Source organism: Desulfomicrobium salsuginis (genome assembly GCF_054657795.1).
The window spans coordinates 1,259,100-1,282,383 of the sequence record NZ_BAAHYA010000002.1; the positions used below are offsets into that span (position 1 = coordinate 1,259,100).

Sequence of the window (23,284 nt, forward strand, 5' to 3'; positions counted from 1 at the left end):
CAGGTTTTTGACACGGAGATCACGCATGAGCCTTATCGATCCCATACAGCTGATGACCATGCTCGGCACGGCCCCCGAGCGCCAGAGCCGGCCCGCGGCCAGCGCGGACAGGTTCCAGTCCCACATGCGCCAAGCCATGGACGGTGGCGACACGCAGGCTCTCGGAACCCGGCTCGGCGGATCGGGCATGGACAACTCGCTGATGCAGAGCGCCCTGAACGGCCTGGCCTCACTCATGCGTCAGTCCCCCGCCACGGCCGGCGGCAAGGGCGCTGCCGACGCCCACGCCGGCATCGGCGAACTCTCGGCCGCCTTCGAGTCCGGGACGGAAGGGGTCAGCGCCATCGGCTACGACAAGAACGGCGGCACCTCCTACGGCACCTACCAGATCGCCTCCAAACCAGGCACCATGAAGGAGTTCATCGAATTTCTGAAGGACAAGGAGCCCGACTGGGCCGCCAAGCTCAAGGGCGCCGGGGCGGCCAACACGGGCTCGACCAAGGGCCGCATGCCCGACGCCTGGCGCAGCATCGCCGAACAGGACCCGGAAAAATTCGGCCGGCTGCAGCGGGAATTCATCGAATCCACCCACTACGAACCGGCCAAGGACAAAATCCTGTCACGCACCGGCATGAACGTGGACGAACTGCCCGCAGCGGCGCGCGAAGCCCTGTGGAGCACGGCCGTCCAGCACGGCCCGGCGGGCGCGGCCAGGATCTTCAGCCGCGCCATCAAGTCCATCGACAGCGAACTGCCCGAAAACAGGTTCGCCCAGAAGCTCATCGACAAGGTCTACGAGAACCGCAAATCCCAGTTCGGCTCCTCCACCGCCACCGTGCAGGCCAGCGTGCGCGGCCGCATGAACACGGAAAAGGAAATGGTCCTGGCCATGCTCCAGGGCGAGGACGCCAGGGCCTAGGCGCGGATTTAAGCAGTGATGGACGATATGGACTTCATGGACGGCATGGACTGGGCGGTGCCTGGTCCATAACGTCCATCTCGTCCATGAAGTCCAGATCGTCCATGCCTGCCCTCTTCCCCTCACCCTTCGCTCTTCCCCCTGATCATCCGCTTGTACGTCTCCAGAAGCTCCACGAAGGCGTCGTGATCCCCGCCCTTGTCCGGGTGCATGGACATGGCCTTCTTGCGGAAGACCCGCGCGAACTCCCGCCTGGACATCCTCCCGATCTCGGCCATGGTCAGGCCGAACAGCTCGCGCACCCGCTCGGGTTCCACGGGCCGGGCCGTTGGTTGCGGACGGCGGAAGTCGTTCATGAAGTTCTCGAAGATGCGCCTGAAGCCGTCGTCGGCCGGAAAGTCGCAGTCGAAGTGCATGAAGGCGTACCGACGCAGATAGTCGGCCGGGCCCGAGGGCAGACCGGACCCGAAGGACGGGTCTGCGTGGATGGCGCAGAACTCGCGCATGAAGGCTTCGTCGAGGCGGTCCGGGTCCAGGGCCTCGGGCATGGTCCGCGCCGTGAGATCCGCGAAATGCCGCTGCAGGTTCAGGATGGCGTGCACGTAGTTCCTCGCCTCCCGCCGGGGCAGCTCGCGCTCCATGCGCAGGAAGAGCTGCTCCACCTCGTCGCGGCCCTTGCCCACCAGCCCGCGGAACATCTTCGGGTTGACCTCGTCGATGCGGCTCAGGTTGACCTCTCCCGAGCGCAGGTAGGCCATGCGCCGGCGGTCGAAGGGGTGCAGGGCGCGGATCTCGTCCTCCTGAAGGCGGGTCAGTACCGTGCGCCTCCAGACCTTGCCCCGATCCGCGCGCGGGCTGTAGCCCTGGGGCGCGAAGGGGGCGAAGGCCTCGTCCAGGCTGTCCGGGTCCAGGTCCAGATGGGCCAGGGCCTCCAGCAGTTCCTCGGCGTAGGACATGCCGAAGGGCCCGAAACGGGCCACCCGCCCCGGATCGGCCCCCAGGTCCGCCAGGACCTCGAAGCCCAGGCCCTCCTCCCGGAGCACGGTCCGGCGCAGCTCGAAGCGCGGCCGGCCCCTCTCGCGCAGCATGGCGACGTACATGCTACGCCACCACCATCCAGTTCAAGGTCTGCCCGGCCATGTACGGAACGACCGGGCCGAAGCGCTCGGGCACGGTCCACGCCCGGCGCTCCAGCACGACCTCGCGCTCGGGCGGCGCAAACGCGTAGGCCGCGCGCGCCCTGTCCGAAACAAAGGCCTGCAGCCGGTCCAGGGCGCCCAGCTCCTCGAACAGCGCGGCCAGGGCCGGCAGGGCCACGGGCGCGGAGAAGATGCCGGCGGCGCAGCCCGGGGCCTCCTTGGCGCTGACGGGATGCGGCGCCGTGTCGCTGCCGAAGAAGGCCTTGGGGTGGTTAAGCGCCGCCCCGCGCAGGGCCGAACGGTCCTCGGGGCGCTTGGCCACGGGCTTGCAGAAGAGGTGCGGCCGCATGAGCCCGCCGATGACGTCGTCGAGGGTCATGAACAGGTGGTGCAGGGTCACGGTGGCGAAGACGTTGTCGCAGCGGTCCAGCAGCGCGACCCCGGCGGCCGTGGTCACGTGCTCCAACACGATGCGCAGCTTCGGGAAGACCCGCGCCCAGCGTTCAACCACGGGCAGGAACTCGGCCTCGCGGTCCATGACGAAGCCGCAGCCCTCGCCGTGAATCAGCAGCGGGAGCCCCAGGTCCTCCATGATCTCAAGGGTCGGCGCGGCGCGGTCCATGTCGGCCAGGCCGGCCTCGGAGTTGGTGGTCATGCCGGCCGGGTAGAGCTTGACGCCGATGACGTGCGGCCTGGCCTTCTCCAGCTCGGCGCGGGAGTATTCCCGGAAAAAGAGGGTCATGAGCGGCGTGAAGGGTCGCCCCGCCGCCTGAAGGATGGCCTGCCGGTACTCCCGCACCTGCGCCGTGGTCGTCACGGGCGGCGTCAGGTTGGGCATGACCACGGCGGCCGCGAAGGAGCGGGCCGTGTGCGGCGCGACGAGGGAGAGCATGTCGCCCTGGCGCAGATGGACGTGCATGTCGAGAGGGGAATGCAGAGTCAGCATGAAATCCTCCATGTTTCCTGCTATGTCAGGAAAGGAGATAGGCAAGGGCGGCGTAGCGGGCGAACTTGCCGATCAGCACGGGCGGGAAGAAGCGGATCATGGGCAGGCTGAAGAGGCCGGCCACGGCGCACAGCGGGTCGCCGATGACCGGGGCCCAGGCCAGCAGCAGGCTCCACGGCCCGAAGCGGGCGAAGATGCGCCGCGCGCGCTCGCGGTTGGCCTCGGACAGGCCCAGGAAGCGCCGCAGGAAGGCCTCGCTCCCCCATCGTCCCACGGCCCAGGTGGTGGCCGCGCCCAGGGTGTTGCCCAGGGTGGCGGCGACGACGCAGGCCACGGGGTCGGACCCGGCCAGGATCATGGCCGCGAACCCCGGCTCCGAGGGCACCGGAAAGACCGAGGCCGCCAGGAAGGCCAGGATGAAGAGCCCGTAGAGGCCGTAGTCGAGGAGCAGCTGTTCCATGTCAGGCCGTGAAGAGAAAGGCGTTGGGGGTTGAGGCCACCTGCGGCCGCGGCCCCAGCACGCGCACGGCGTTGTCCGCCATGTCCTCGCGGGTCTCGCCGCGCACCAGCGCGGGCCACAGGCTGTGGCCGAAGACGAAGTTGGCCGCCAGGTACGGGGCGTACTTTTTGTACATCTTGATGGCCCGCGTCGGCTCGTAGTGCCGCCAGATGGCCTCGATGACGGCCAGGGCCGTGCGCAGGTAGACGTCCTCGTCGGGCGTAAACGTACCCGCCAGCTCGGCGAAAATCCAGGGTCTGGCGATGGCCATGCGCCCGATGGACACCCCGGCGCAACCCGTATCATCCAGCATCCGCGCGCAGTCCGCGGCGCAGAAGACGTTGCCGTTGCCGAAGACCGGGATGGACACGGCCCGCGCCACGGCCATGATGTGCTCGGGGCGGGGCGGCCGTGAACGGCGGTCCGGGGCCACGCGCGGATGAAATGTCAGCAGGTCGGCGCCGGCGTCCTCGAAGCGCCGGGCCAGGTCCACGGCCAGGTCGGGCGAGTTCTCCCAGCCGCTGCGGAACTTGACCATGACCGGGCAGCGCACGGCCTCCCGCACGGCCCGCACGATGGCCACGGCGCGCTGCGGGTCCTTCAGCAGCGCCGCGCCGTACCCCTTCTTGCAGATGGCGGCCACGGAACAACCCATGTTGATGTCCACGCCCAAAAGCCCCTCGGCCTCGATGCGCCGCGCGGCCGCGGCCATCTCCTCCGGCTCGCCGCCGAAAATCTGGCAGACCAGGCTCCCCGCCTCCTCGTCCCGCCAGCGGAAGACCGGCGACAACAGGCGGTTCTCCTGCGGCACGGCCCGGGCGTTGCACATCTCCGTGACCATGAACCCGTACCCCCCGAACCCGGCAATGACCTCCCGCATGGCCACATGCCCCAACCCCGCCATGGGCGCCAGGGCCTGCCGCGAGGGCAAGACGACGGTACCGACCTTGAGCGGCACGGAAATCATGGAATGTGCAGACGGCATATGATGTGTATCACTCCGGAAATATATGACCGATTGGCATGCCCGCAGACATCGACAATCATTTTAATAGTGTTCGCACCAGCCCGCACGGACCGCGGCGCCACGGCACGTCCCTCGTATACGAAAAAGGCGCCCTTCACCCGAAGAGCGCCTCCAAAAAAACCTTCCCGCACCCCGTCAGTTCAGCAGAAACTCGCGGATGACCAGCCAGCCCGTGGCGACCTGGGCCAGGGCCAGGAGCAGGGCCAGGGCGTTGAAGACGCCGTGGACGAGCGGCATGTAGCGGCGCTTCTTCTTGTCGCGGTCCATGATGACGCCTGTGATGTAGCCGCCGGCGATGCACGGCATAATGACCTGCCCGATGATGTAGTGGTTGCCGGTCACTCCGTTGTTCCCCCATTCACGGGTCACGGCGTACTGCCCCAACACCAGCCCCGCCATCCACATGATGTGGGTGATCTTGCCGAGCTTGACGTGGTCCGCCCACATGAACTTGCCGCGCTTCCCGAAATGGTTGGCCAGGAAGCGGACCCATCCGAGGGAGAGCACGTAGACGGCCAGAGCGGTGGCGGCGAGTTGCAGCAGGGGATGAATCCAGAGCATGATGAACTCCTTGAAAGGTGATGTGCCGGTCAGGACCCGGACGGGTCGGGCAAACTCGCCAGTGCATAGATGACGGGCGGTCGATTGACAAGGCCGGACACGTCCATGGACCGCCGCTGCGATCGGCAATGGGCAACGCTGTCGGGTTACAGGTCGTCCATGAAGATTTGGCGGAAATCCTCGACCACGATGCCGAGGTCATGGGGCAGGAAGCGCAGGGCCTTGTCGGCCAAATGTGCGGGCACCTCGCCGTAGTACGCCTCGGCCACGGCGCCGGCCATGCAGGCCAGAGTGTCGCTGTCGCCGCCGAGGGACACCGCGTTGCGCACGGCGTCCTCCCAGGAGTCGGAATCCAGGAAGCAGACAATGGCCTGGGGCACGCTGCCCTGGCAGGAGACGTCGAAGGCGTAGTCCGCCCTGATTTCGTCCACGGACAGGCCCAGGTCGTAGCCGAACAGGTCGCCGATGCGCCGACGCATGTCCGCCCTGGAACAGCCCGTGCGGGCCAAGAACACGGCCAGGGCCAAGGCCTGCGCGCCCTTGATCCCTTCGGGGTGGTCGTGGGTAACCTCGGCCGAAAGGCGGGCGTGCTCGAGCACGTCGTCCTCGCTGTCGAAGGCCCAGCCCACGGGACTGACTCGCATGGCCGAACCGTTGCCCCAGCTCCCGTAGGGCGCCCGTTCCCGCGCGTGCAGCCACTCCAGGAAAGAGCCGCCGTAGCCGGCGCGGGGGTAGCGGTGGCCGAAATCGTGCAGGGCTTCGGCGTATTCACGCCCGGAGAGAATGGCGTCGGCCACGGCCACGGTCAGCACCGTGTCGTCCGTGAACCGGCAACCCGCGGCGAAGAAGGGGAATTCCTTGGTCTTGATAGGCCTGTGCTCGTATATGGAGCCGATGATGTCACCGGCGATGGCGCCTAGCATGGGGACTCCTTGGCCTGGACTCGGCCGTCCATGGTGTCCATATGGTCCATTTCGTCCATCCCGTCCACAACGGCCGCCCGGCGGCCGGAAAAGGCAGGCCATATTGCGGGCCGCAGCCGCATGTGACATGATGGGACATGTACTGCAACGTCATTTTCGCACTCCTGCTCCTGCTCGCGAGCGCCGTGCCGCCCGCCGCCGCGGACGGCGGTTTTCCGGGCAGAAGGGTGCTCGTGGTGCACAGCTACGACCGCGGCTTCGCCTGGACCGCAGACATCGACGACGCGCTGCAGCGCGAACTGCTCCCGCGACAGGTGCAGATACGCACCTTCTTCATGGACACGAACCTCCGGCCGCGCGAGGCCGACATCATTGCCGCCGGCCGCAAGGCCACGGACATCATGCTGGAATTCCGGCCTGACGTCGTCATCGTCAGCGACGACAACGCCCAGAAGTATTTCGCCGCGCAGTACGCCGGCAACGCCTCGGCCCCGTCCTTCGTGTTCTGCGGCGTGAACAAAGCCCCTTCCACATACGGATACCCGGCAATCAATGTCACGGGCGTGGTCGAGAACCTGGCGTGGGCCAAGGGGCTTGAACTGCTGCGGCGCCTGAAGCCGTCCATCAAAAAAATCGCGGTCCTCAGGGACACCCGCCCTTCGAGCCAGGCGGAAGCCGACAAGATGAAATCCTCCGGACCGGACGACATCGAGGTCTCCTGGTTCGCCGTCGACAGCTTCGAACAATGGCGGGCGCGAGTCCGGGCCGCCAGTTCCGATTACGACGCCCTGGCCGTCATGACCTACACCAACCTGACCGATACCGAAGGACGCATCGTGCCTGGCGAACAGGTCATGCTCTGGACGCGGGACAACGCCGCCCTTCCAACTCTGGGATTCTACGACTACACCGTGGCCGACGGCACGCTGTGCGGCGTGATCCAGACCGGCGTCGAACACGGGACATTGGCCGCGTCCCTGGCCCTGCGCATCCTCGGCGGCGAACGCGCCGGCGACATCCCGGTCATCACCCAGACCAGAGGACTGATCATGCTGAACAGCCTGACCGCACGCAAGCTCGGCATCGAAATCCCGCATCGTCTCTCCCAGGAGGCGGCCGCCCTTGTTGAATGATATCGTCATTGTCCTGGCCCTCTGGTTGGCCGCGCTGTCGGTCCCCGCACACGCTCTCGCGGCCGGGGACGACCGCCAAGGCATGCCTCCCAACATCCTCGTGCTGCACTCCTACAACCCCGGGCTGAGCTGGACCGACGATATCCACAGGGGGCTGGCCGAAACGCTGGCCCAGTCCAACCAGACGTGCACCATCACGACGGAATACCTCGACGCCAAGCGCTTTCCCGACCCCGACCTCATGGCCATGCAGGCCGAAGTCATCGCGGCGCACCTGCGCACCATGACCTTCGACCTCGTCGTGGTTTCCGACGACGCCGCCTTTTCCTTTGTCCTGAAGCGGCGCGAGGAACTCTTCAGGGGCATTCCCATCGTCTTCTGCGGCGTGAACAATTTCCAGAACGAGATGCTGCACGGCGAGACGGACGTGACCGGCGTATCGGAGATCATTTCCGCCCAGGAAACCCTCGAAACGGCCCTCACGCTGCATCCCGACACCAAGGACATCGTCATCATCGGCGGCGCGAAATCGAGCACCGACCGCTCCAACCGCAGCAAGTTCCTGCGCCTCATGCCCGCCTACGCCAGTCGGGCCCGGTTCCATTTCTGGCAGGACATCCCCACGCCGGCCTTGGTGGAAAAAGTCGCGGCCCTGGGCCCAGGCACCATCCTTTTCCTGAACAACGCCATCCCCGGCCTCGACGGGCGCATGCTGGATTTCGGCCCGAGCGCCGCGCTCATCAGGGCCAACGCCCGCTGCCCGCTCTACGGGCTCTGGGATTTTTTCCTGGGACACGGCATTGTCGGCGGCAAGCTGATCAACGGCACGGAACAGGGACGCCTCGCGGCCGGGATGGCCCTGCGCATCCTGGCCGGGACTCCGCCCGCGGAAATCCCGGTGGTCAAAGGTTCGGCCAACCGCTTTCTCTTCGACTACCGCGAACTTGCGCGCTTCCAGATCAGCGAACGGCTCCTGCCGCCGGACTCCACTGTGCTCAACCGCCCCCAAAGCCTGTTCGAGGCCAACAGGCGCCTGTTCACGATTTTCGGCATCGTCGTCACGGCCCTGCTGGTGGTCATCGCCTTTCTGGCCGTCATCGGCCAGATCCGGCGCCAGACCCTGCGCGAGTTGCAGCGGGCCCGCCGCAAGGCCGAGGAGGCCAACGAGGCCAAGAGCCTTTTCCTGGCGCACATGAGCCACGAAATCCGCACCCCGCTGACGGGCATCATGGGGCTGGCCGAGCTGGCCCTGAACAATCCGTCCTCCCCGGCCGTGCGGGACTACCTCGCCCTCATTCGCCAATCCGGCCAGAACCTGCTGCACATCATCAACGACATCCTCGACTTCTCCAAGGTCGAAGCCGGCAAACTGGTGCTCAACCCCGCGAATTTTCAGGTCCGCAAGATGCTCGACGCGACCATTGCCCTCTTCACCCCCCGGGCCAGGGAAAAGGGCATTGAACTATCCCTCCGCCTGGATGCCGAGATGCCGGAAATGCTCTGCGGGGACGAACTGCGCCTGCGCCAGATATTCTTCAACCTCATCGGCAACGCCATCAAGTTCACGGAGCAAGGCGAGGTGGAACTGTGCCTGAGCGCAGCGACCCCCACCGGGGACGGCCAGGGCGTCGTCCTCCACTTCGAGATCCGCGACACGGGCTGCGGCATCCCTGCGGACAAGCTGCCGACCATCTTCGACCGCTTCACCCAGGCCGACCATTTCCCCACCCGGACCCACCAGGGCACCGGGTTGGGGCTGGCCATCGTCAAGCAACTCGTGGAGATCCTGGGCGGGGCCATCGAAGTGCAGAGCGTGGAGGGTGCCGGTTCGACATTCTTTGTCGGCATCCCCCTTGAATACGCCCTTCACGCCGACGCGGAACCGGAAACCGAGACCGCGCTCAGGAACACCTCCGGCAGCCTGTCCGTCCTGGTCGCCGAGGACAATTCCATCAACCAGATTTTCCTCAAACGCACCCTGGAAAAGCTCGGACACAACCCCACCTGCGCGGCCAACGGACAGCAGGCGTTGGACCTGCTGCACGAGCAGTCCTTCGACTGCGTCATCATGGACATCCAGATGCCCCTCATGGACGGCACCGAAGCCACCCGGCGCATCCGTCAGGACCTGGGACTGACGCTGCCCGTCATCGCCCTCACCGCACACGCCCTGCAAGGCGACAGGGAAAAATTCCTGGCCCAGGGCTTCACCGAATACCTGGCCAAACCCGTGGCCATGAAGGACCTGGAACAGGCGCTGTGCGCGGTGGGAGAAGGCAAGGTCGGGATGGGGTGACGGGGGAATGGACAGAGATGGACGAACACGGACGGTCACGGACATTGAGACCAGGCACCCGCCCGTCACGTTGTCGCGGCCCCGTCCGTGTTCGTCCGTGTTCGTCCATGTTCGTCCATCTCTGTCCATCTCAGTCCACCTCAGTCTCCCCTCCCCCCAGCTCCCGGCAAATCCTCCCCACCCGCTCGTGCATCCTCTCGTGGTGCGAGCCGGCCCAATAGATGCGGTTGCAGCGCGGGCAGCGCCGGAAATCGGTGTAATGCAGCTTCGTCAGGGGCAGCAGGCGGTCCATGATTTCGGCCTTGGACACGGTCTGGAGGGGGTCGTTGCAGCGCAGGCAGCGGGTGAAGGTCGCAAAGGGCGGCCTGAGGCCGAAGAAACGCAGGACTTCGAGGAGCTGGGTTTCGGGGTCACGTGAGCGGATCAGACGGCCATAGACCACGATGCCGCGCCTGAGGAGGAGACGGTCGCGACTGAGAAGGATGCGTCCTTCGCGCGCGGCCTGTTCGGCCAGGGCCGCGTCTCCCAGGGACGGGTCGTAGGCCGTGTCGAAGCCCAGGGCGCGCAGGAGACCAGCCAGCCGGCCGACATTGGCGTCCACGAGAAAGGCGATGCGGGGCAACGGTTCCGGGCGCAGCGGCGACGGCCGCAGCACGTCGAAGGGCGCGGGCACGGGCTGGACGTCGATCCTGCGGCCGGGCTCCAGCAGGTGTCCGAAGCTCACGGCCAGCCCGTCGACCTCCATGGTCCCCACCTCCGTGTGCGGCGGACCCAGGGCCTCGATGGCGTCCTTGACGGATGTGCGCCGCGTGACGGGATACGTCACACGCCCGTCGGCCCCGGCTTTCCCCCTCCCCAGCAGGTCGCGCAAGTCCCCGTGAAACACGAATGTGGCCGGCAGCTCGCCCATGGTCCCTCCCCGGCTGTTTCCCCAAGACTACGCCCTTCGGGACCCGCCAACAACTCCGTTCGGCAGGCTCGCCCGCGTCCCCCCAGGGCTGCATGGGCGAGGCGGCCGGAAGTTGCCCCCGCAGCCCTTCCGTGCTACGCATCACGATCCTGTTTCACTGATATTTCAATCCGTTCCAGGACCTGATGGGCAAACTTCTCTGCATTCTCCACGCCAACTGCCAAGGCGAACCGCTGTTGGCGCGGCTCATGACCTCGCGGGAATTCGCGGAGCGCTTCGAGTGCGTCCAGTATACCAATTACACCCGCGAGCCCGTGCCGGACGAGATGCTGGCCCGCTGCGACCTCTTCCTGTACCAGCACCTCGGCCCCCAATGGGGCGAACTGGCTTCGGAGCGCCTCGTGGCCAGGCTGCCCGCATCGGCCCGCAGCCTGTGCATTCCCAACATGTTCTTCAAAGGGTACTGGCCCGGCTGGAGCGGGCAAGGCGGCTTCAATTTCCGCTGCACGCTCCTCGACGAACTCATCGCGCAGGGCCTGTCGCCCGAGGAAACAATGCTTCTGTACCTGCGCACCGACCTGCCCGCGAAGTTCGACCTGCGCACCGTCATCGCGCAATCCCTCGCCCAGGAGCGCAGCAAGCAGGCCCTGACCCCGGTGCCGTACGTCGACGTGCTCGAAGCCGAATACGCCAGGTCCAGAATCTTCAACACCGTCAACCATCCCGGCAGGCTCCTCATGGACCACATGGCCAGGGGCGTCCTGCAACAGCTCGGCATGGAACCCCCGGACGAATATGCCCTTGCGGTCCTGGACGAACCCTTCCCGGAGTTCGAACAGCCCCTGCACCCGAGCGTCGCCGCCTTCTTCGGCCCGGATTTCGCCGCCCCTGGCGCCTTGTGGCATGTCTTCGGGCGGGACATTTCCTTCGCCCGCTACGTCGCCCACTATGTCGTGGCCAGGCGGGAAGGAGTGACGGACTTCATCGGCTTCCTGCAGGGGCATCACGACGCGCCGTAAGCAACGGGCACCGAACATGAACGGCTTGCGCGACGACGCGTCCGGGAATACGTCAGACCCATCGCATACACATCATCCGCTGCCTCGCCAGCGCCATACACGGAGGTTTTCCATGGACGCACCGACCCGCAAATTCCGGCAGTTGAACGCCGAACGCCTCATCAAGCAGCTCAACAGGCGCCGCATGCACGGCAGCTACGCCGAAACCGTCGAGGAGGCGCGCAGCCAGATCCTGTCCCTGATCCAGGGACCGTGCTCCGTCATCCGCTGCGGCTCGGAATCCGTCGGGTCGCTCGGGCTGTGGAAGGACATCGCCGCCCTGCCCGGCGTGGAACTCATCGACCCCTACGTCCCGGGCCTCACCCCGGCCGAAGGCGACGAGCGGCGGCGGCGCGGCCTGACGGCCGACGTCATGGTCACGAGCTGCAACGCCGTGACTCTGGACGGAAGGCTGGTCAATCTGGACGGCACGGGCAACCGCGTGGCGGCCATGATCTTCGGACCAAGGAAGGTCATCCTGCTGGTCGGCATGAACAAAGTCGTCAGCGATCTGGAATCGGCCATGGACCGCGTCCGCGACTTCGCCGCACCCATGAACAACCTGCGCCTGAATGCCCTGAACCCCGCCCACGAGCCCCCCTGCACCCAGGACGGCCGCTGCCACCGCTGCTCCAGTCCGCAGAAAATCTGCAACGCCTGGACCATCATCGAGGGCCAGCGCGACGAAGGCAGGATTCACGTGGTGCTGGTGGGGGAGAGTCTGGGGTATTGAGGAAAATGGACTCGAATGGACGAGATGGACCAGAATGGACGAACACGGACCGACACGGACAAGAACAAGCCCCCCGAGATGGATGGTACAGTGTCCGTGCCAGTCCGTGCCAGTCCATCTCGTCCATTCTGGTCCATCTCGTCCACTCCCCCCTTTCAAACCGTCCTCGCCAGCCCCAATTCCTCCGCCTTGCGCAGGGCCAGCGTTGCCACGGCCAGGTCCTGCAGGGCCATGCCCGAGCTGTCGTAGACGGTGACCTGCTCGCCTGAAACCCGGCCCGGCGCGCCGTTCAGCACCGCACCGATGGAGGTGATGCGATCCTCGGTGATCAGGCCGGCCTTGAAGGCCGCCTCGTATTCGCCGATGCTCACGGACTGGGCCGGCACGTCGGCGAAGAGAGCTGCCTGGGCCACCAGGGCCGTGTCCAGTTCCTGCTTGCCGGGCTGGTCCGCGCCCATGGCCGAGACGTGCGTGCCGGGGTGAACCCACGCGGCTTCGAAGAGCGGCCCGCGCGACGCCGTGACCGTGACGGCGACATCGGCCCTGGCCAGGGCGTCCCGCGCGGAAGCGCTCGCCGCTTCGAGCCCGAGTTCCTCGCGGATTCGCTGGGCAAAATCCTCGGCGGCCTGCCCCGAGCGGTTGACCACGAAGACCCTCTCGATGGCGCGCACCTCGCGCATGGCCAGCACCTCGAACCAGGCTTGGTGGCCGGCGCCGAACACGGCCAGGGTCCGGCTGTCCGGGCGCGAAAGGTGCTTCACGGCCACGGCGTCCGAAGCGGCCGTGCGCAGGCAGGTCAGGTGCGAGGCGGCCACCAGGGCCTCGGGATAGCCCGTGTCCGGGTCCAGCAGCAGGGTCGTCGAGGCGTGGGCCGCCAGCCCGCGGGCCCTGTTGCCCGGCCAGTAGCTGCCGACCTTGAGCCCCACTTTCCTGCTCCCGGCGATAAGGCCGCTCTTCACGCTGAACGACGTGTCCGCCTCGGGCCCCCGCCCCTGCGCCACCGGAAACACCTCGGCCAGGCCGCGCCCGTACTCCATGAACATGGCCTCGACCGCCGCGATGGCCTCGCCCATGCTCACAACCCTGCCCGCCACATCCTCACTGACAAATTTCATCCTTCTCTCCCCGCACCGACCAGTCCGTGCCTGTCCATACAGTCCATACAGTCCATTTCGTCCACACCACGCCCCCCTACCACCCCATCAACCTCGGCCACACGGCCGTAACCTCCTCCCCGCCCGCGCCGACGACATGATACCGGTCGAACTGCGTGACCGTGGCGCAGGCATGGTTGGGCAGGATGCGCAGCCGCGTGCCCACGGGCAGGTCCGGCAGGTCGGCCGGGTTGCCCGAGCGCGGGGCCACGACGCCGTGTTCCTGGTTGACGCCCCTGACCACCAGCTCGCCCAAAGGATTCCCGCCCGTGTCGCAGACCAGGCCGTAGCCCTGGTCAACGGCCTGACCGGCCGTGCCCCGGTCGCAGGACAGGGCCGTCCAGCCCGCGTCGACGATGGCCCAGCCCTTGTCACGCTGGTGGCCGATGACCGTGGCCAGGACCGAAACGGCGATGTCGCTCACGCCGCAGATGCCGATGCCGGCCTGGACCAGGTCGAAGAAGACGAAGACCCCGGCCCGGACTTCGGTCACGCCTTCGAAGCTGCGCGCCGAAAAGGCCGTGGGCGTCGAGCCGACGCTGACCACGGGGCAGATCCAGCCCGCGTCCCGCAGGGTCCTGGCCGCTCCCACCGCCGCCGCGCGCTCGCCTTCGGCCGCAGCGGCCAGGGCTTCCTCGCCGCGCGCTTCGTAGCTCTCCCCGGCATGGACCAGCACGCCGCGCAGCCGGGCCGCGGGCTTCAGGGCATGGGCGATGGCCAGCAACAGCTGCGAATCGCTGGGCTGCACGCCCGAGCGGTGGCCGTCGCAGTCCAGCTCGATGAGCGCCGGTATGGGGTCGGCCGGGTCCGACGCGGCCGCCACGGCCCGGGCCTGGGCCACGCTGTCCAGCAGCACCGTCAGGTCCACGCCCTGCCGGCGCAGGGCCAGCACGCGGGGGAGCTTCTGCGGCGCGATGCCCACGGCGTAGGTGATGTCCGTCACGCCGCAGGCCGCCAGAGCCTCGGCCTCGCGCAGGGTCGAGACCGTGGCCGGTCCATGCGGCGTGGCCATCAGACGCCGCGAGATCTCCCACGACTTGGCCGTCTTGAGGTGCGGGCGAAACGCCACTCCGGCCGCGGCGAGACGGCTTCGCAGGCGGGCGATGTTGCCGTCCATGCGCGCCTCGTCCAACAGCAGGCACGGCGTGTCCAGGGCTTCGAGGGGGCAGGGCAGGCCGCGCAGGGCGTCCCGGGTCCGAAACGGTGCGAGCAGTGCGTTCATGATGCGTCCTCCGGGCAGAGATTTGGCCCCATCATACCATGCGCAGCGTCATGTTCAATTTACAATTTCTGAATCCAGGATTAAGTTCAGCCTTAATGCTCTCGACCGACGACCTCAAATTCCTTGCCGCCGTGACCCAAGCCCCGTCCCTGGCTGCCGCGGCGCGAAGCCTCAATGTCACGCCCCCGGCCGTGTCCCAGCGCTTGCGCGCCCTGGAGGCGCGGCTCGGGGTCAGCCTGCTGGACCGCAGCGCGGGCCGGATCACGTTGACGGACGAGGGGGAGCTGCTGACCGAGTGGTCGGCCCGCATCCTGGCCGAGATCGAGGAGGTCAGCGAAAGGCTGTGCGAACGAAAGGGGGTCGTGGCCGGGCATCTGCGCATCGCCGGGCCCACGGGTTTCGGCCGGCGCCATATCGCGCCCGCGGTCATGGACTTCAGCCGGCGGCACCCCGACGTGCGCATCGGCCTGGAGCTCTCCGACAACCCCATCCGCCTCAAGCCGAGCGCCTGGGACATCGTCATCCACATCGGCGAGCTGCACTCCCAGCCCTTCCAGAAGCTGACCCTGGCGCCCAACGACCGCCTGCTGTGCGCCTCGCCCGACTACCTGGCCAGGCGCGGAACGCCGCACGCGCCCGCGGACCTGACCCGGCACGCCTGCCTGACCCTGCGCGAGAACGACGAGGACGTGACCCTCTGGCGCTTCTCCGGACCTGACGGCAGCCACGAGACCGTGCGCATCGACGAGGGCGTGTCCTGCAACGACGGTGACGTCGTCCGCGACTGGGCCCTGGCCGGGTTCGGCATCGTCCTGCGCTCGGAATGGGACATGGCCGACGACCTGCGCGCCGGGCGCCTGGTGCGCCTGCTGCCCCAGTGGCGGGCACCGGACGCCCCGGTGGTGGCCCTGCTCGGGCCCCGCCACATGCGTGCGGCCCGCACCCGCCGTTTCCTCGAACTGCTGCGGCAGTCCCTCACCCCGCCGCCCTGGCGCGGGCAGGGCTGACCTTCCCGCTCCTCCGTCCCGCCTTCACCCCAGCCCGCACAGCGCCGTTTCGAGGCGCGCCGCGGCCGCGGCCAGCCGCTGGTCCTGGCCGAACCGTCCCACGCACTGCAGGCCCATCGGCAGGCCCGCCGCCCCGCGTCCCGCGGGAAGCGAGATCGCGGGCAGGCCGGCGTGGGTCCACGGCAGGTTCATGGCCGGGTCGCCCGTGCTCCCGCAGCCTTCGGGGGCTTCACCCAGTGCCGACGGGCAGACCCACAGGTCCAGGGAGTGCGCGTCCATGAGCGAGGTCAGCTCGCGGCGCAGGTTCCCGCGGGACATCCTGGCCGCGGCCACCCGGTCGGCCGGAACCGCCCTGCCCCGTTCGATGGCGGCCACCGTGACCGGACGGTAGAGGTGGGCGTACTCCCCGAAAAGCCCCTCCTGCTCCACGGCGAACTCCGCCACCGTAAGGTCGCGGTGCAGGGCCCCGATCTCCCCGATGCCCTCCAGGCAGTCCACGCGGACAACCTCGACGCCCCCGTGGCGCAGGGCCTCCAGGACCGTCTCGAACCAGGCCAGGGTCCCGGCCGGGGCCTGGGCGAGGTACGGACCCGCCGGAACGCCGACCTTCAGCGCCTCCGGCCGGCTGCCTCCGCCCGGCTGCGGATCGAAGGCCGCCAGGACCAAGGGGATGTCCGCGGCCCTCTGGCAGAAAAATCCGACATGGTCGACGCTGCGCGAGAAATACGCGATCCCGTCGGTTGGGATCCTGTCGAAGGACGGCTTCATGCCGACCACGCCGCAAAAGGAGGCGGGCCGGATGACGGACCCCACGGTCTGGGTGCCCAGGGCCAGGGGAAAGAGCCCCGCGGCCACGCCCGCGGCCGACCCGCTGCTGGAACCGCCGGGGGTGTGCCGCGGGTTGTGCGGGTTTTTGGTCGCCGCCGGCTCGAAATAGGCGAACTCCGTGGTCGCGGTCTGGACGAAGATGATGGCCCCGGCCTCGCGCAGCATGCGCACGCAGCGGGCCTCCGGGCCTTCGAACAGCACCGGGGGCAGCAGGGCGCCGCACCGCATGGCCGCGCCGTCCACCCGGATGATGTCCTTCACGCCAACCGGAACGCCGAAAAGCGGCGGACGGTGCTGCGGGTCGGGAAAGCGCTCGAAGAGGGCTGCGGTCTGGCGGGCTATCCCCGCACCGTCGATGTCCCCGGCGAGGATGTGCAGCTGCGGGTCGAGGTCACGGGCGCGCTTGACGAGGGCCGCGACGAGCCCGTCGAGCTGTTCTCTCGACGCATGTCGGTACGCGTCGAAGGCCGGTGTTTTGGCGATGAATGTGGTCTGAGGCATGGTGTTGTCCTCGCGGTTGCGGATAGTGGGGGGAAACCGGTGCGGAATCAGGTCTGCGGGGCCGCAACGAGGCCGGTCAACTGCAGACCGTCGCGGAACAGCATGAGGGCCAGGACCACGAGCGCCATGCCGAGAAGCCGCATGGTCCAGACGTAGGCCTTGCCCTTGAAGAAGGACTTGGATCTCCCGACCAAAAGGGCCAGGGCGATCTTCGAGCCCACGAGGCAGGCGTAGAAGCCCGCGATGAACGCAGCCGGGGCCAGGAGGTTCACGTCCAGAGCCCTGGTCATGGTCGGCGCCCCGACGCCGAACCAGAACAGGTAGGGATGGGGGCTGAGCATGTTGGTCAGGATCCCCTTGCGCAGCGATTTGCGCGGCGCATCCTGTAGGTGCACGTCGAACCCCTTGGTGCGCAGGCCCTCATAGCCCATGGACAGGATGAAAATGCCGCCGGCGATGGAGATGGCCCCCAGGATGCCGTGAAAACCGGCCAGCCTGGACAGCACGAAGAGCGTCAGCAGGATGATGGGCAGATCGGTGACCATGGGTGCCAGGGCTACCCTGACGCCCGCCCGGACGTCGTGCCGCAGCGTCTCGGAGATGACCAGGGTCAGGAGCGGCCCGGGCGCGAGTCCGGCGGACAGGCCGAGGAGCGCCCCGAGTGTCAGATAATACCCCATGCAGAACTCTCGGAAAAAAGGATGACCCGTCACGGCCGTTCGCGGCAGCGACCCGGCCGGGAATGCGCTGGACATAGTGCGCATCGCGCGGGGACACAAGGTTCGTGGAACACGCCCGGACCGTGGGCCGGGGCGCGGCCGCGGAAAAGACCGCCTTCAGCCGGCCAGACGTTCGGCCACGGCCAGGGCCACCACGGCGGCCAGGAAACCGTCGGAGGCCAACCTGAGGACCCTGGCTCTGGCGAACACGGCCAGGGCGGCGTAGGCTGGGCAGACCGTGGCCAGGGCGTAGGCGTGGCCAGGCCCGGCCAACAGGCCGAACAGCGGCGCCATGCCGCCGAGGGAAGCCAGGGCCAGGGACCACAGGCGCGGAATGGCGCGCCGCGAGAAGCCCGAAAAGCTGTTGGCCGGCACCGGGAATCCGGCGGCCGCGTAGTCCTCGGCGTTGGCCTCGGCCAGCATCCAGAAATGCGGCATCTGCCAGACGAAATAGAGGACGAAGAGGTAGACCGGCTCCGGGGCCAGCGCCGCCCCGCCGCCGGCCAGCCAGCCGATCCACGGCGGCAGCGCGCCGCAGGCCGCGCCGGGGATCATGGCCCAGCCCGTGACGGGTTTGAGGTAGGTGTAGAGGCCGTTGTACAGGCCGAGCACGACGGCGATGACCGCCAGGGAGCCCGGCCCGAAGCCGGCCCACAGGCACGCGGCGGCGAGGGTCAGCAGCAGGCCGGTCACGGCCAGGCCCTGCCAGGCGCTCATGCTGCCGCTGGCCAGGGGACGTCTTCTGGTGCGCTCCATGAGGGCGTCCAGATGGCGCTCCTGGACCTGGTTCAGGACCGAAACGGCTGCACTCAGGGCGAAGGTCCCGACAAAAACGGCCAGACCCGCGGCCGGCGCGGCGTGCGGCCCGGCCGAAACCAGCAGCCAGCCCGCCAGGGCCGAGAGGCCCACGGCCAGGGAGACGCCCGGCCGGACCAGGGACGCGGCCGCCCTCATCATGGCCGCCCCGACAGGGAACGCAGGTAGTCGATCATGGCGGCCACGTCCTCGTCGCCCAGGTGCTGATACGCCGGCATGATCGGCTCGAAGCCCTTGACCATGGTCTTTTCAGGGTCACGGATGGCCTCGGCCAGATAGGCCTCGTCGGCCACGACTTCGGTCCCGTCCTCCAGAAGGACCTTGTGCCCGTAAATGCCCTTGAAACTCGGCCCCGCGATTTCGGACCCGTCGGTGGAATGGCAGCTCAGGCACCCTTCGGCCTCCATGAGCCGCCTGCCCTTGTCCAGATCGCGTTCGGCCCCACCCGTCAGGAAGCGGATGATCTTCTCCAGGTCCTCGGCCGGCATCTCCGCCTTGTAGGACGGCATGCCCTCGTACCCGGCCACCAGCTCGGCCTCGGGCTCCAGAATGGCGCGGCGCAAGTACTCCTCGTCGGCGACCACCGTGCGCGTGCCGTTGCCGTCGACGACGGGCCGGTCCTTGCCGTAGATGCCCATGAGCGTCGGTCCGACCAGTTCGGATCCGTCCAGGGAATGGCAGCCCGTGCAGCCGTAGGACTCCAGGAGCCCCACCGCCGCCTCGTCCCCCGAGGCTTCGCCCTCGTACCATTTCCGGAACTTCTCGGCGCTGACGACCTCCACGGTGGAGAGCATGTTGGCGTGCTGCAGGCCGCAGTACTCGGCGCAGAGGATATCGTAGCTGCCTTCCCGCGCGGCCTGGAACCAGGCGTAGGTCTCCATGCCGGGCACGGTGTCCATCTTGATGCGGAAGGCCGGGACGAAGAAGCTGTGCAGCACGTCGGCCGAGGTCATGTCCAGGCGCACGGCGCGGTCCACGGGCACGTAGAGGGTGCTGGCGCGCTTGCCGTTCTCGTACTCGAAGACCCACGACCACATGCGCGCCGTGACGCGTACACGCATGGCGTCGGCCGGGGCCGAGCGCAGGGCCTTGAAGCTCGTCCAGCCGGACCAGAACATGCCCATGACCAGGAGCGTCGGAATGACGGTCCAGGCGACCTCGGCCCAGACGTTGCCGCGGATGTCCGCGGCCTGGGGGTGGCGCGCGTGGTGGTAGCGAAACACGAACCAGATCATGAGCAGCGTGATGAAGACCAGGATGGCCGCCGAGACGCCGAAGATGAGGAGGAAGGTCTGGTCGACCCTGGCCGCTGCGTCGGTGCCGGCCTGGATGATGGACGGGGTCATGCGCCGGCCTCCGGCCGCCAGGCCACGTCGAAGAAGGTCAGGCCGATGAAGATGGCCAGAATGACGAAGACCAGTATGACGAAGGCGCCAAGCACCCTGTTCTCGTACTTGAGGTGCATGAAGAAGAGAATGACGAGCAGCGCCTTGGCCGAGGCCACGCTCATGGCCGCAAGGACGTTCAGGAAGCCGAGGTCGAAGGACGCGACGCCCACCGTGACCCCGGTCAGGACCAGCAGGGCCAGCCAGATTTTCGCCAGAAGGCCAAAGGGCATGATGTGCTTGTGTGTCATGTCAGCTGATCAGGTAAAAGAGTGGGAAAAGGAAAATCCAGACCAGGTCCACCAGGTGCCAGTACAGGCCGCCGTTCTCGAGCAGCCCGAAGTCCTCGGCCGTGACCCGGCCCTGCCCGATGCGCAGCATGCAGAAGCCGAGTACGGCCGCGCCGATGATCACGTGCAGCCCGTGGGCACCGGTCATGACGTAGTAGAGCCCGAAGTAGATGTTCGTCCCACCCGACTGGGCCAGTTCCGGCGAACCCGGGTAGATGCCGTGGGCGATCTTGGCGGTCCACTCGAAGTACTTGTTGACCATGAACACGCCGGCCAGGGCGATGGTCGCGGCCAGGAGGCCCTGGCACAGCCCGCGCCTCCCCTGCTGCAGGGCCGAGATGGCCAGGGCCACGGTGAAGCTCGACGTGATGAGGACCACGGTGTTGGCCGCCCCGAAAAGCCGCGACAGCTCAAGCCCCCCCTGGTGGAACTCGGCCGGGTAGCGGCGCAGGAAGACCGCGTAGAGGAGGAAGAGGCCGCCGAAAAGCAGGATCTCCGTGAAGAGGAAGAGCCACATGCCGAACTTGTCGCCCAGGTAGTCCTTGTGCTGTTCATGCATCGCGCTGCACCCCCGCGTAGGAGTAGGGACTCGGCACCTCGTCCGGCGGGTCGAGGAAGGTCAGGTGCGGCGGCGGGCTCGGCAGGGTCCACTCCAGGGTGGCGGCCCCCCAGGGGTTGCGGCCCACGGTGCGGGGCCCGTGCAGGCATTTCGAAAGCCCCCAGAACATGGTGACCAGTCCCGCGACCAGCACCCACGACCCAACCGTCGAGATCATGTGCCCGGTCTGGTACATGGGCAGGTAGTCGTAGTAGCGGCGCGGCATACCCATGAGGCCGATGAGGAACATGGGGAAATAGAGCATGTTGAACCCGCCGATGAGCAGGTACCAGCTGGCCGTGGCCAGTTTCCGGTCGTACATGCGCCCAAAGATCTTGGGGAACCAGAAGTGCATGGCCGCGAAGAGCCCGAAGCCCGTGCCGCCGAAGATGACGTAGTGGAAGTGTGCGACCACGAAGTACGTGTCGTGGACGTGGATGTCCGTGCCGGCCGAGCCGAGCACCAGCCCCGTGAGCCCCCCGGCCGAAAAGAGGAAGATGAAGCCCAGGGCGAAGAGGAGCGGCGGTTCGAGAAAGATGGAGCCCTTGTACAGCGTGGCCACCCAGTTGAAGACCTTGATGGCCGAGGGGATGGCCACGACGAAGGTCAGGAAGGAAAAGACAAGCACGGCCGTGTCGCTCATGCCGCTGGTGAACATGTGGTGGGCCCAGACCAGGGACCCGGCGAAGGCGATGGCCAGGCTCGACACGGCGATGGCCTTGTACCCGAAGATGGACTTGCGGGCGAAGGCCGGGATGATCTCCGAGACCACGCCCATGGCCGGAACGATCATGATGTACACGGCCGGGTGCGAGTAGATCCAGAACAGGTGCTGGTACAGGAGCGGGTCGCCGCCTTTGGCCGGGTCGAAAAGGCCGACGCCCAGCAGGCGCTCGATGAAGATCAGGGCCACGGTGACGCCCAGCACCGGCGTGGCCAGGAGTTGGATCCAGGCCGTGGCGTACAGGGACCAGACGAAGAGCGGCAGCTTCCCCCAGCTCATCTTGGGCGCGCGCAGGCGATGGATGGTGGTGATGAAGTTCAGCCCCGTCAGGATGGACGAAAAGCCCAGGATGAAGACGGCCACCACGGCCAGGGACACGTTGGTCGTGGTCCGTTCGCTGAAGGGCACGTAGAAGGTCCAGCCCGTGTCCGGCGGCCCGCCGCCCGTGAAGAGGCTGGTCACGGCCAGGACCGCGCCCGTCAGGTAGAGCCACCAGGAGAGGATGTTCAGCCGCGGGAAGGACACGTCCTCGGCCCCGATCTGCAGGGGCAGCAGGATGTTGCCGAAAGCCGCCGGGATGCCGGGAATGACGAAGAGAAAGATCATGACCACGCCGTGCAGGGTGAACATGGCGTTGTAGGTCTGGGCGCCCATGATGGTCCGGCCCGGGGCGATGAGCTCCAGGCGCATGAGCACGCCGATGACCACGCCGACAGCGAACATGGTCAGGATGCACCACAGGTAGAGCATGCCGATGCGCTTGTGGTCCGTGGAGAAAATCCAGGACGTCAGGCCGCTTTTGCCAGGAAGCGGATCGAGAAAGGGCACGGTTTCGCCGGGACTGGGCATCGAGACCTCCGGAGTCAGTTTCGCGGCCGGCGCTTCTTGCGGCCGGCCAGCAGCAGGGAGACGAGGAGCACGCCCAGGATGACGAGTATGCCCGTGGCCGTGATCTTCATGAAATTGAACGCGTAGCGCTTGCCCTCGGGATCGTAGGAAAAGCAGTAGGCCAGGACGCGCTTGACCGACAGCCCGACCTGCTCCTTCCCGGCCTCGGTGGCGGCCATGGTCAGGTCGAAGGCCAGGGGCTTGGTGCCGTAGAGGTAGCGCACGATCTTGCCCTTGGGCGACACGGCCATGACCACCACGGGGTGCATGAAATCCTTGCCCGTGCGGCGGAAGCCGAAACCAAGGGAGTCCGTCAGCAGGCGGATGTTCTTCTCGTCGCCCGTCAGGAAGCGCCAGCCGCTCTCGGGGTACTTGAAGTCCATGGCCGCCAGGTAGTTGCGCCGCTGGTTGGCCGCCAATTCCGGCGTGTCCGTCTCGTCGAAGCTGACGCTGACCACCTGGAAGTCCACGCCCGGCGTGAGCGTCACGTCGGGCAGGACCTGGGTCAGGGAACTCTGGATGATGGCGCAGACGTTCGGGCAGGAGAAATAGATGGGCACGACGATGGTCGGCTTGTCGATGATCTGCCCGATGGTCACGGCCCGGCCGCTCTCGTCGAGAAACCTGGCCTCGGCGGCGATGTGCCCGCCGAGCTTCTCCGTCACGCCGACGTCCTGCGCCTCTTGGGCCGCCGGAGCGGGCTCCTGGTGGACATGCGGCGCCGGGGCGGGTTCGGTCGGGGCGGCGGGCATGGCGTGATCGGCTTCGGCTCCGGGAGCGGACTCTGCGGCAGGCGGAGCGCCGTGGCCGGAGTGGCCGGTCATGTCGTGGCCGGAATGGTCGGCGGGCGCAATGGCCTGCTCCGCCTGCCCGGCCGTGGTCTGATCCTGGGCGGACGCCGCCTGGGCGGCCTTGCGGGCCTGCTGCACGCCGGTCTGGGCCGCGAGGGGCGCGGGCAGCAGCAGGAAAACGAGAAGGAGGATGATTGGACGCACCTTGACCTCGGCG

23 protein-coding genes are annotated in these 23,284 nt (G+C 67.4%); 6 read left to right on the forward strand and 17 right to left on the reverse strand.

The window, feature by feature from the left end:
- Window positions 1-25 precede the first annotated feature (25 nt).
- Window positions 26-919, forward strand: coding sequence for a VgrG-related protein (locus ACYQ3G_RS12765; RefSeq protein ID WP_459826184.1), 894 nt, complete (start codon window positions 26-28; stop codon window positions 917-919).
- Between the two features lie 122 nt (window positions 920-1,041).
- On the opposite strand, the gene ACYQ3G_RS12770 is transcribed toward ACYQ3G_RS12765, so the two are convergent.
- The 6 genes from ACYQ3G_RS12770 to ACYQ3G_RS12795 all read right to left on the reverse strand — a co-directional run bounded on the left by ACYQ3G_RS12770 (window position 1,042) and on the right by ACYQ3G_RS12795 (window position 6,014).
- Window positions 1,042-2,019, reverse strand: coding sequence for a hypothetical protein (locus tag ACYQ3G_RS12770; protein WP_459826185.1), 978 nt, complete (start codon window positions 2,017-2,019; stop codon window positions 1,042-1,044).
- A gap of 1 nt (window position 2,020) precedes the next feature.
- The gene (gene pyrC / locus ACYQ3G_RS12775) at window positions 2,021-3,004 is read right to left on the reverse strand and encodes a dihydroorotase (protein ID WP_459826186.1); all 984 of its coding nucleotides are present in this window, start codon (window positions 3,002-3,004) and stop codon (window positions 2,021-2,023) included.
- Window positions 3,005-3,029: 25 nt separating this feature from the next.
- On the reverse strand, window positions 3,030-3,464 hold the full coding sequence (locus tag ACYQ3G_RS12780; RefSeq protein ID WP_459826187.1) for a YqaA family protein: 435 nt from the start codon (window positions 3,462-3,464) through the stop codon (window positions 3,030-3,032).
- A 1-nt stretch (window position 3,465) separates the two neighbouring features.
- The gene (locus ACYQ3G_RS12785) at window positions 3,466-4,488 is read right to left on the reverse strand and encodes a tRNA dihydrouridine synthase (RefSeq protein WP_459826188.1); all 1,023 of its coding nucleotides are present in this window, start codon (window positions 4,486-4,488) and stop codon (window positions 3,466-3,468) included.
- Between the two features lie 177 nt (window positions 4,489-4,665).
- The gene (locus tag ACYQ3G_RS12790; protein WP_028576037.1) at window positions 4,666-5,091 is read right to left on the reverse strand and encodes a hypothetical protein; all 426 of its coding nucleotides are present in this window, start codon (window positions 5,089-5,091) and stop codon (window positions 4,666-4,668) included.
- A 146-nt stretch (window positions 5,092-5,237) separates the two neighbouring features.
- On the reverse strand, window positions 5,238-6,014 hold the full coding sequence (locus ACYQ3G_RS12795; protein WP_459826189.1) for an ADP-ribosylglycohydrolase family protein: 777 nt from the start codon (window positions 6,012-6,014) through the stop codon (window positions 5,238-5,240).
- A gap of 137 nt (window positions 6,015-6,151) precedes the next feature.
- On the opposite strand from ACYQ3G_RS12795, the gene ACYQ3G_RS12800 reads away from it, so the two are divergent.
- A complete protein-coding gene (locus tag ACYQ3G_RS12800; RefSeq protein ID WP_459826190.1) occupies window positions 6,152-7,147 on the forward strand; it encodes an ABC transporter substrate-binding protein in 996 nt (331 codons plus the stop codon).
- The gene (locus ACYQ3G_RS12805) at window positions 7,137-9,443 is read left to right on the forward strand and encodes an ATP-binding protein (RefSeq protein ID WP_459826191.1); all 2,307 of its coding nucleotides are present in this window, start codon (window positions 7,137-7,139) and stop codon (window positions 9,441-9,443) included. Before ACYQ3G_RS12800 ends, ACYQ3G_RS12805 begins: the two co-directional genes overlap by 11 nt.
- A 130-nt stretch (window positions 9,444-9,573) precedes the next feature.
- Here ACYQ3G_RS12805 and ACYQ3G_RS12810 read toward each other — a convergent pair whose 3' ends face one another.
- Window positions 9,574-10,353: a Mut7-C RNAse domain-containing protein gene (locus ACYQ3G_RS12810; RefSeq protein WP_459826192.1), complete on the reverse strand. Its 780-nt coding sequence runs from the start codon at window positions 10,351-10,353 to the stop codon at window positions 9,574-9,576.
- A gap of 185 nt (window positions 10,354-10,538) precedes the next feature.
- On the opposite strand from ACYQ3G_RS12810, the gene ACYQ3G_RS12815 reads away from it, so the two are divergent.
- Both ACYQ3G_RS12815 and ACYQ3G_RS12820 read left to right on the forward strand, forming a co-directional pair.
- Window positions 10,539-11,372, forward strand: coding sequence for a WcbI family polysaccharide biosynthesis putative acetyltransferase (locus tag ACYQ3G_RS12815; RefSeq protein WP_459826193.1), 834 nt, complete (start codon window positions 10,539-10,541; stop codon window positions 11,370-11,372).
- A gap of 112 nt (window positions 11,373-11,484) precedes the next feature.
- Window positions 11,485-12,144, forward strand: coding sequence for a lactate utilization protein (locus tag ACYQ3G_RS12820; protein WP_459826194.1), 660 nt, complete (start codon window positions 11,485-11,487; stop codon window positions 12,142-12,144).
- 155 nt (window positions 12,145-12,299) lie between these two features.
- On the opposite strand, the gene ACYQ3G_RS12825 is transcribed toward ACYQ3G_RS12820, so the two are convergent.
- Window positions 12,300-13,259 carry an ornithine cyclodeaminase family protein gene (locus ACYQ3G_RS12825; RefSeq protein WP_459826195.1) on the reverse strand — a complete coding sequence of 320 codons (960 nt, stop codon included), beginning with the start codon at window positions 13,257-13,259 and terminating at the stop codon, window positions 12,300-12,302.
- Between the two features lie 76 nt (window positions 13,260-13,335).
- Complete coding sequence (locus tag ACYQ3G_RS12830; RefSeq protein WP_459826196.1) at window positions 13,336-14,520, reverse strand: alanine racemase; 1,185 nt, start codon at window positions 14,518-14,520, stop codon at window positions 13,336-13,338.
- A 95-nt stretch (window positions 14,521-14,615) separates the two neighbouring features.
- Here ACYQ3G_RS12830 and ACYQ3G_RS12835 point away from each other — a divergent pair, with 95 nt between their 5' ends.
- Window positions 14,616-15,527 (forward strand): LysR family transcriptional regulator, encoded by a 912-nt coding sequence (locus ACYQ3G_RS12835; RefSeq protein ID WP_459826197.1) that lies wholly within the window; start codon window positions 14,616-14,618, stop codon window positions 15,525-15,527.
- Window positions 15,528-15,551: 24 nt separating this feature from the next.
- On the opposite strand, the gene ACYQ3G_RS12840 is transcribed toward ACYQ3G_RS12835, so the two are convergent.
- The 8 genes from ACYQ3G_RS12840 to ACYQ3G_RS12875 all read right to left on the reverse strand — a co-directional run bounded on the left by ACYQ3G_RS12840 (window position 15,552) and on the right by ACYQ3G_RS12875 (window position 23,271).
- Complete coding sequence (locus ACYQ3G_RS12840; protein ID WP_459826198.1) at window positions 15,552-16,856, reverse strand: amidase; 1,305 nt, start codon at window positions 16,854-16,856, stop codon at window positions 15,552-15,554.
- A gap of 47 nt (window positions 16,857-16,903) precedes the next feature.
- Window positions 16,904-17,536 (reverse strand): LysE family translocator, encoded by a 633-nt coding sequence (locus tag ACYQ3G_RS12845; protein WP_459826199.1) that lies wholly within the window; start codon window positions 17,534-17,536, stop codon window positions 16,904-16,906.
- 156 nt (window positions 17,537-17,692) lie between these two features.
- Window positions 17,693-18,532 (reverse strand): protoheme IX farnesyltransferase, encoded by an 840-nt coding sequence (locus ACYQ3G_RS12850; RefSeq protein WP_459826200.1) that lies wholly within the window; start codon window positions 18,530-18,532, stop codon window positions 17,693-17,695.
- The gene (gene coxB, locus ACYQ3G_RS12855; protein WP_459826201.1) at window positions 18,529-19,737 is read right to left on the reverse strand and encodes a cytochrome c oxidase subunit II; all 1,209 of its coding nucleotides are present in this window, start codon (window positions 19,735-19,737) and stop codon (window positions 18,529-18,531) included. Before coxB ends, ACYQ3G_RS12850 begins: the two co-directional genes overlap by 4 nt.
- Window positions 19,734-20,027 carry a cytochrome C oxidase subunit IV family protein gene (locus tag ACYQ3G_RS12860; RefSeq protein WP_459826202.1) on the reverse strand — a complete coding sequence of 98 codons (294 nt, stop codon included), beginning with the start codon at window positions 20,025-20,027 and terminating at the stop codon, window positions 19,734-19,736. Before ACYQ3G_RS12860 ends, coxB begins: the two co-directional genes overlap by 4 nt.
- A 1-nt stretch (window position 20,028) precedes the next feature.
- Window positions 20,029-20,625, reverse strand: coding sequence for a cytochrome c oxidase subunit 3 family protein (locus tag ACYQ3G_RS12865; RefSeq protein WP_459826203.1), 597 nt, complete (start codon window positions 20,623-20,625; stop codon window positions 20,029-20,031).
- Window positions 20,618-22,237: a cytochrome c oxidase subunit I gene (gene ctaD / locus ACYQ3G_RS12870; protein ID WP_459826205.1), complete on the reverse strand. Its 1,620-nt coding sequence runs from the start codon at window positions 22,235-22,237 to the stop codon at window positions 20,618-20,620. Before ctaD ends, ACYQ3G_RS12865 begins: the two co-directional genes overlap by 8 nt.
- A gap of 14 nt (window positions 22,238-22,251) precedes the next feature.
- Entirely contained in the window at window positions 22,252-23,271 is a 1,020-nt protein-coding gene (locus ACYQ3G_RS12875) for an SCO family protein (RefSeq protein ID WP_459826207.1), read from the reverse strand.
- Between the last annotated feature and the right edge of the window lie 13 nt (window positions 23,272-23,284).

Bases quoted from the DNA above. Each gene is read 5' to 3' on its own strand.
- ACYQ3G_RS12765 (WP_459826184.1), top strand. From the start codon at position 26: ATGAGCCTTATCGATCCCATACAGCTGATGACCATGCTCGGCACGGCC.
- ACYQ3G_RS12770 (WP_459826185.1), bottom strand. From the start codon at position 2,019: ATGTACGTCGCCATGCTGCGCGAGAGGGGCCGGCCGCGCTTCGAGCTG.
- pyrC (WP_459826186.1), bottom strand. From the start codon at position 3,004: ATGCTGACTCTGCATTCCCCTCTCGACATGCACGTCCATCTGCGCCAG.
- ACYQ3G_RS12780 (WP_459826187.1), bottom strand. From the start codon at position 3,464: ATGGAACAGCTGCTCCTCGACTACGGCCTCTACGGGCTCTTCATCCTG.
- ACYQ3G_RS12785 (WP_459826188.1), bottom strand. From the start codon at position 4,488: ATGCCGTCTGCACATTCCATGATTTCCGTGCCGCTCAAGGTCGGTACC.
- ACYQ3G_RS12790 (WP_028576037.1), bottom strand. From the start codon at position 5,091: ATGCTCTGGATTCATCCCCTGCTGCAACTCGCCGCCACCGCTCTGGCC.
- ACYQ3G_RS12795 (WP_459826189.1), bottom strand. From the start codon at position 6,014: ATGCTAGGCGCCATCGCCGGTGACATCATCGGCTCCATATACGAGCAC.
- ACYQ3G_RS12800 (WP_459826190.1), top strand. From the start codon at position 6,152: ATGTACTGCAACGTCATTTTCGCACTCCTGCTCCTGCTCGCGAGCGCC.
- ACYQ3G_RS12810 (WP_459826192.1), bottom strand. From the start codon at position 10,353: ATGGGCGAGCTGCCGGCCACATTCGTGTTTCACGGGGACTTGCGCGAC.
- ACYQ3G_RS12815 (WP_459826193.1), top strand. From the start codon at position 10,539: ATGGGCAAACTTCTCTGCATTCTCCACGCCAACTGCCAAGGCGAACCG.
- ACYQ3G_RS12820 (WP_459826194.1), top strand. From the start codon at position 11,485: ATGGACGCACCGACCCGCAAATTCCGGCAGTTGAACGCCGAACGCCTC.
- ACYQ3G_RS12825 (WP_459826195.1), bottom strand. From the start codon at position 13,259: ATGAAATTTGTCAGTGAGGATGTGGCGGGCAGGGTTGTGAGCATGGGC.
- ACYQ3G_RS12830 (WP_459826196.1), bottom strand. From the start codon at position 14,520: ATGAACGCACTGCTCGCACCGTTTCGGACCCGGGACGCCCTGCGCGGC.
- ACYQ3G_RS12835 (WP_459826197.1), top strand. From the start codon at position 14,616: ATGCTCTCGACCGACGACCTCAAATTCCTTGCCGCCGTGACCCAAGCC.
- ACYQ3G_RS12840 (WP_459826198.1), bottom strand. From the start codon at position 16,856: ATGCCTCAGACCACATTCATCGCCAAAACACCGGCCTTCGACGCGTAC.
- ACYQ3G_RS12845 (WP_459826199.1), bottom strand. From the start codon at position 17,536: ATGGGGTATTATCTGACACTCGGGGCGCTCCTCGGCCTGTCCGCCGGA.
- ACYQ3G_RS12850 (WP_459826200.1), bottom strand. From the start codon at position 18,532: ATGATGAGGGCGGCCGCGTCCCTGGTCCGGCCGGGCGTCTCCCTGGCC.
- coxB (WP_459826201.1), bottom strand. From the start codon at position 19,737: ATGACCCCGTCCATCATCCAGGCCGGCACCGACGCAGCGGCCAGGGTC.
- ACYQ3G_RS12860 (WP_459826202.1), bottom strand. From the start codon at position 20,027: ATGACACACAAGCACATCATGCCCTTTGGCCTTCTGGCGAAAATCTGG.
- ACYQ3G_RS12865 (WP_459826203.1), bottom strand. From the start codon at position 20,625: ATGCATGAACAGCACAAGGACTACCTGGGCGACAAGTTCGGCATGTGG.
- ctaD (WP_459826205.1), bottom strand. From the start codon at position 22,237: ATGCCCAGTCCCGGCGAAACCGTGCCCTTTCTCGATCCGCTTCCTGGC.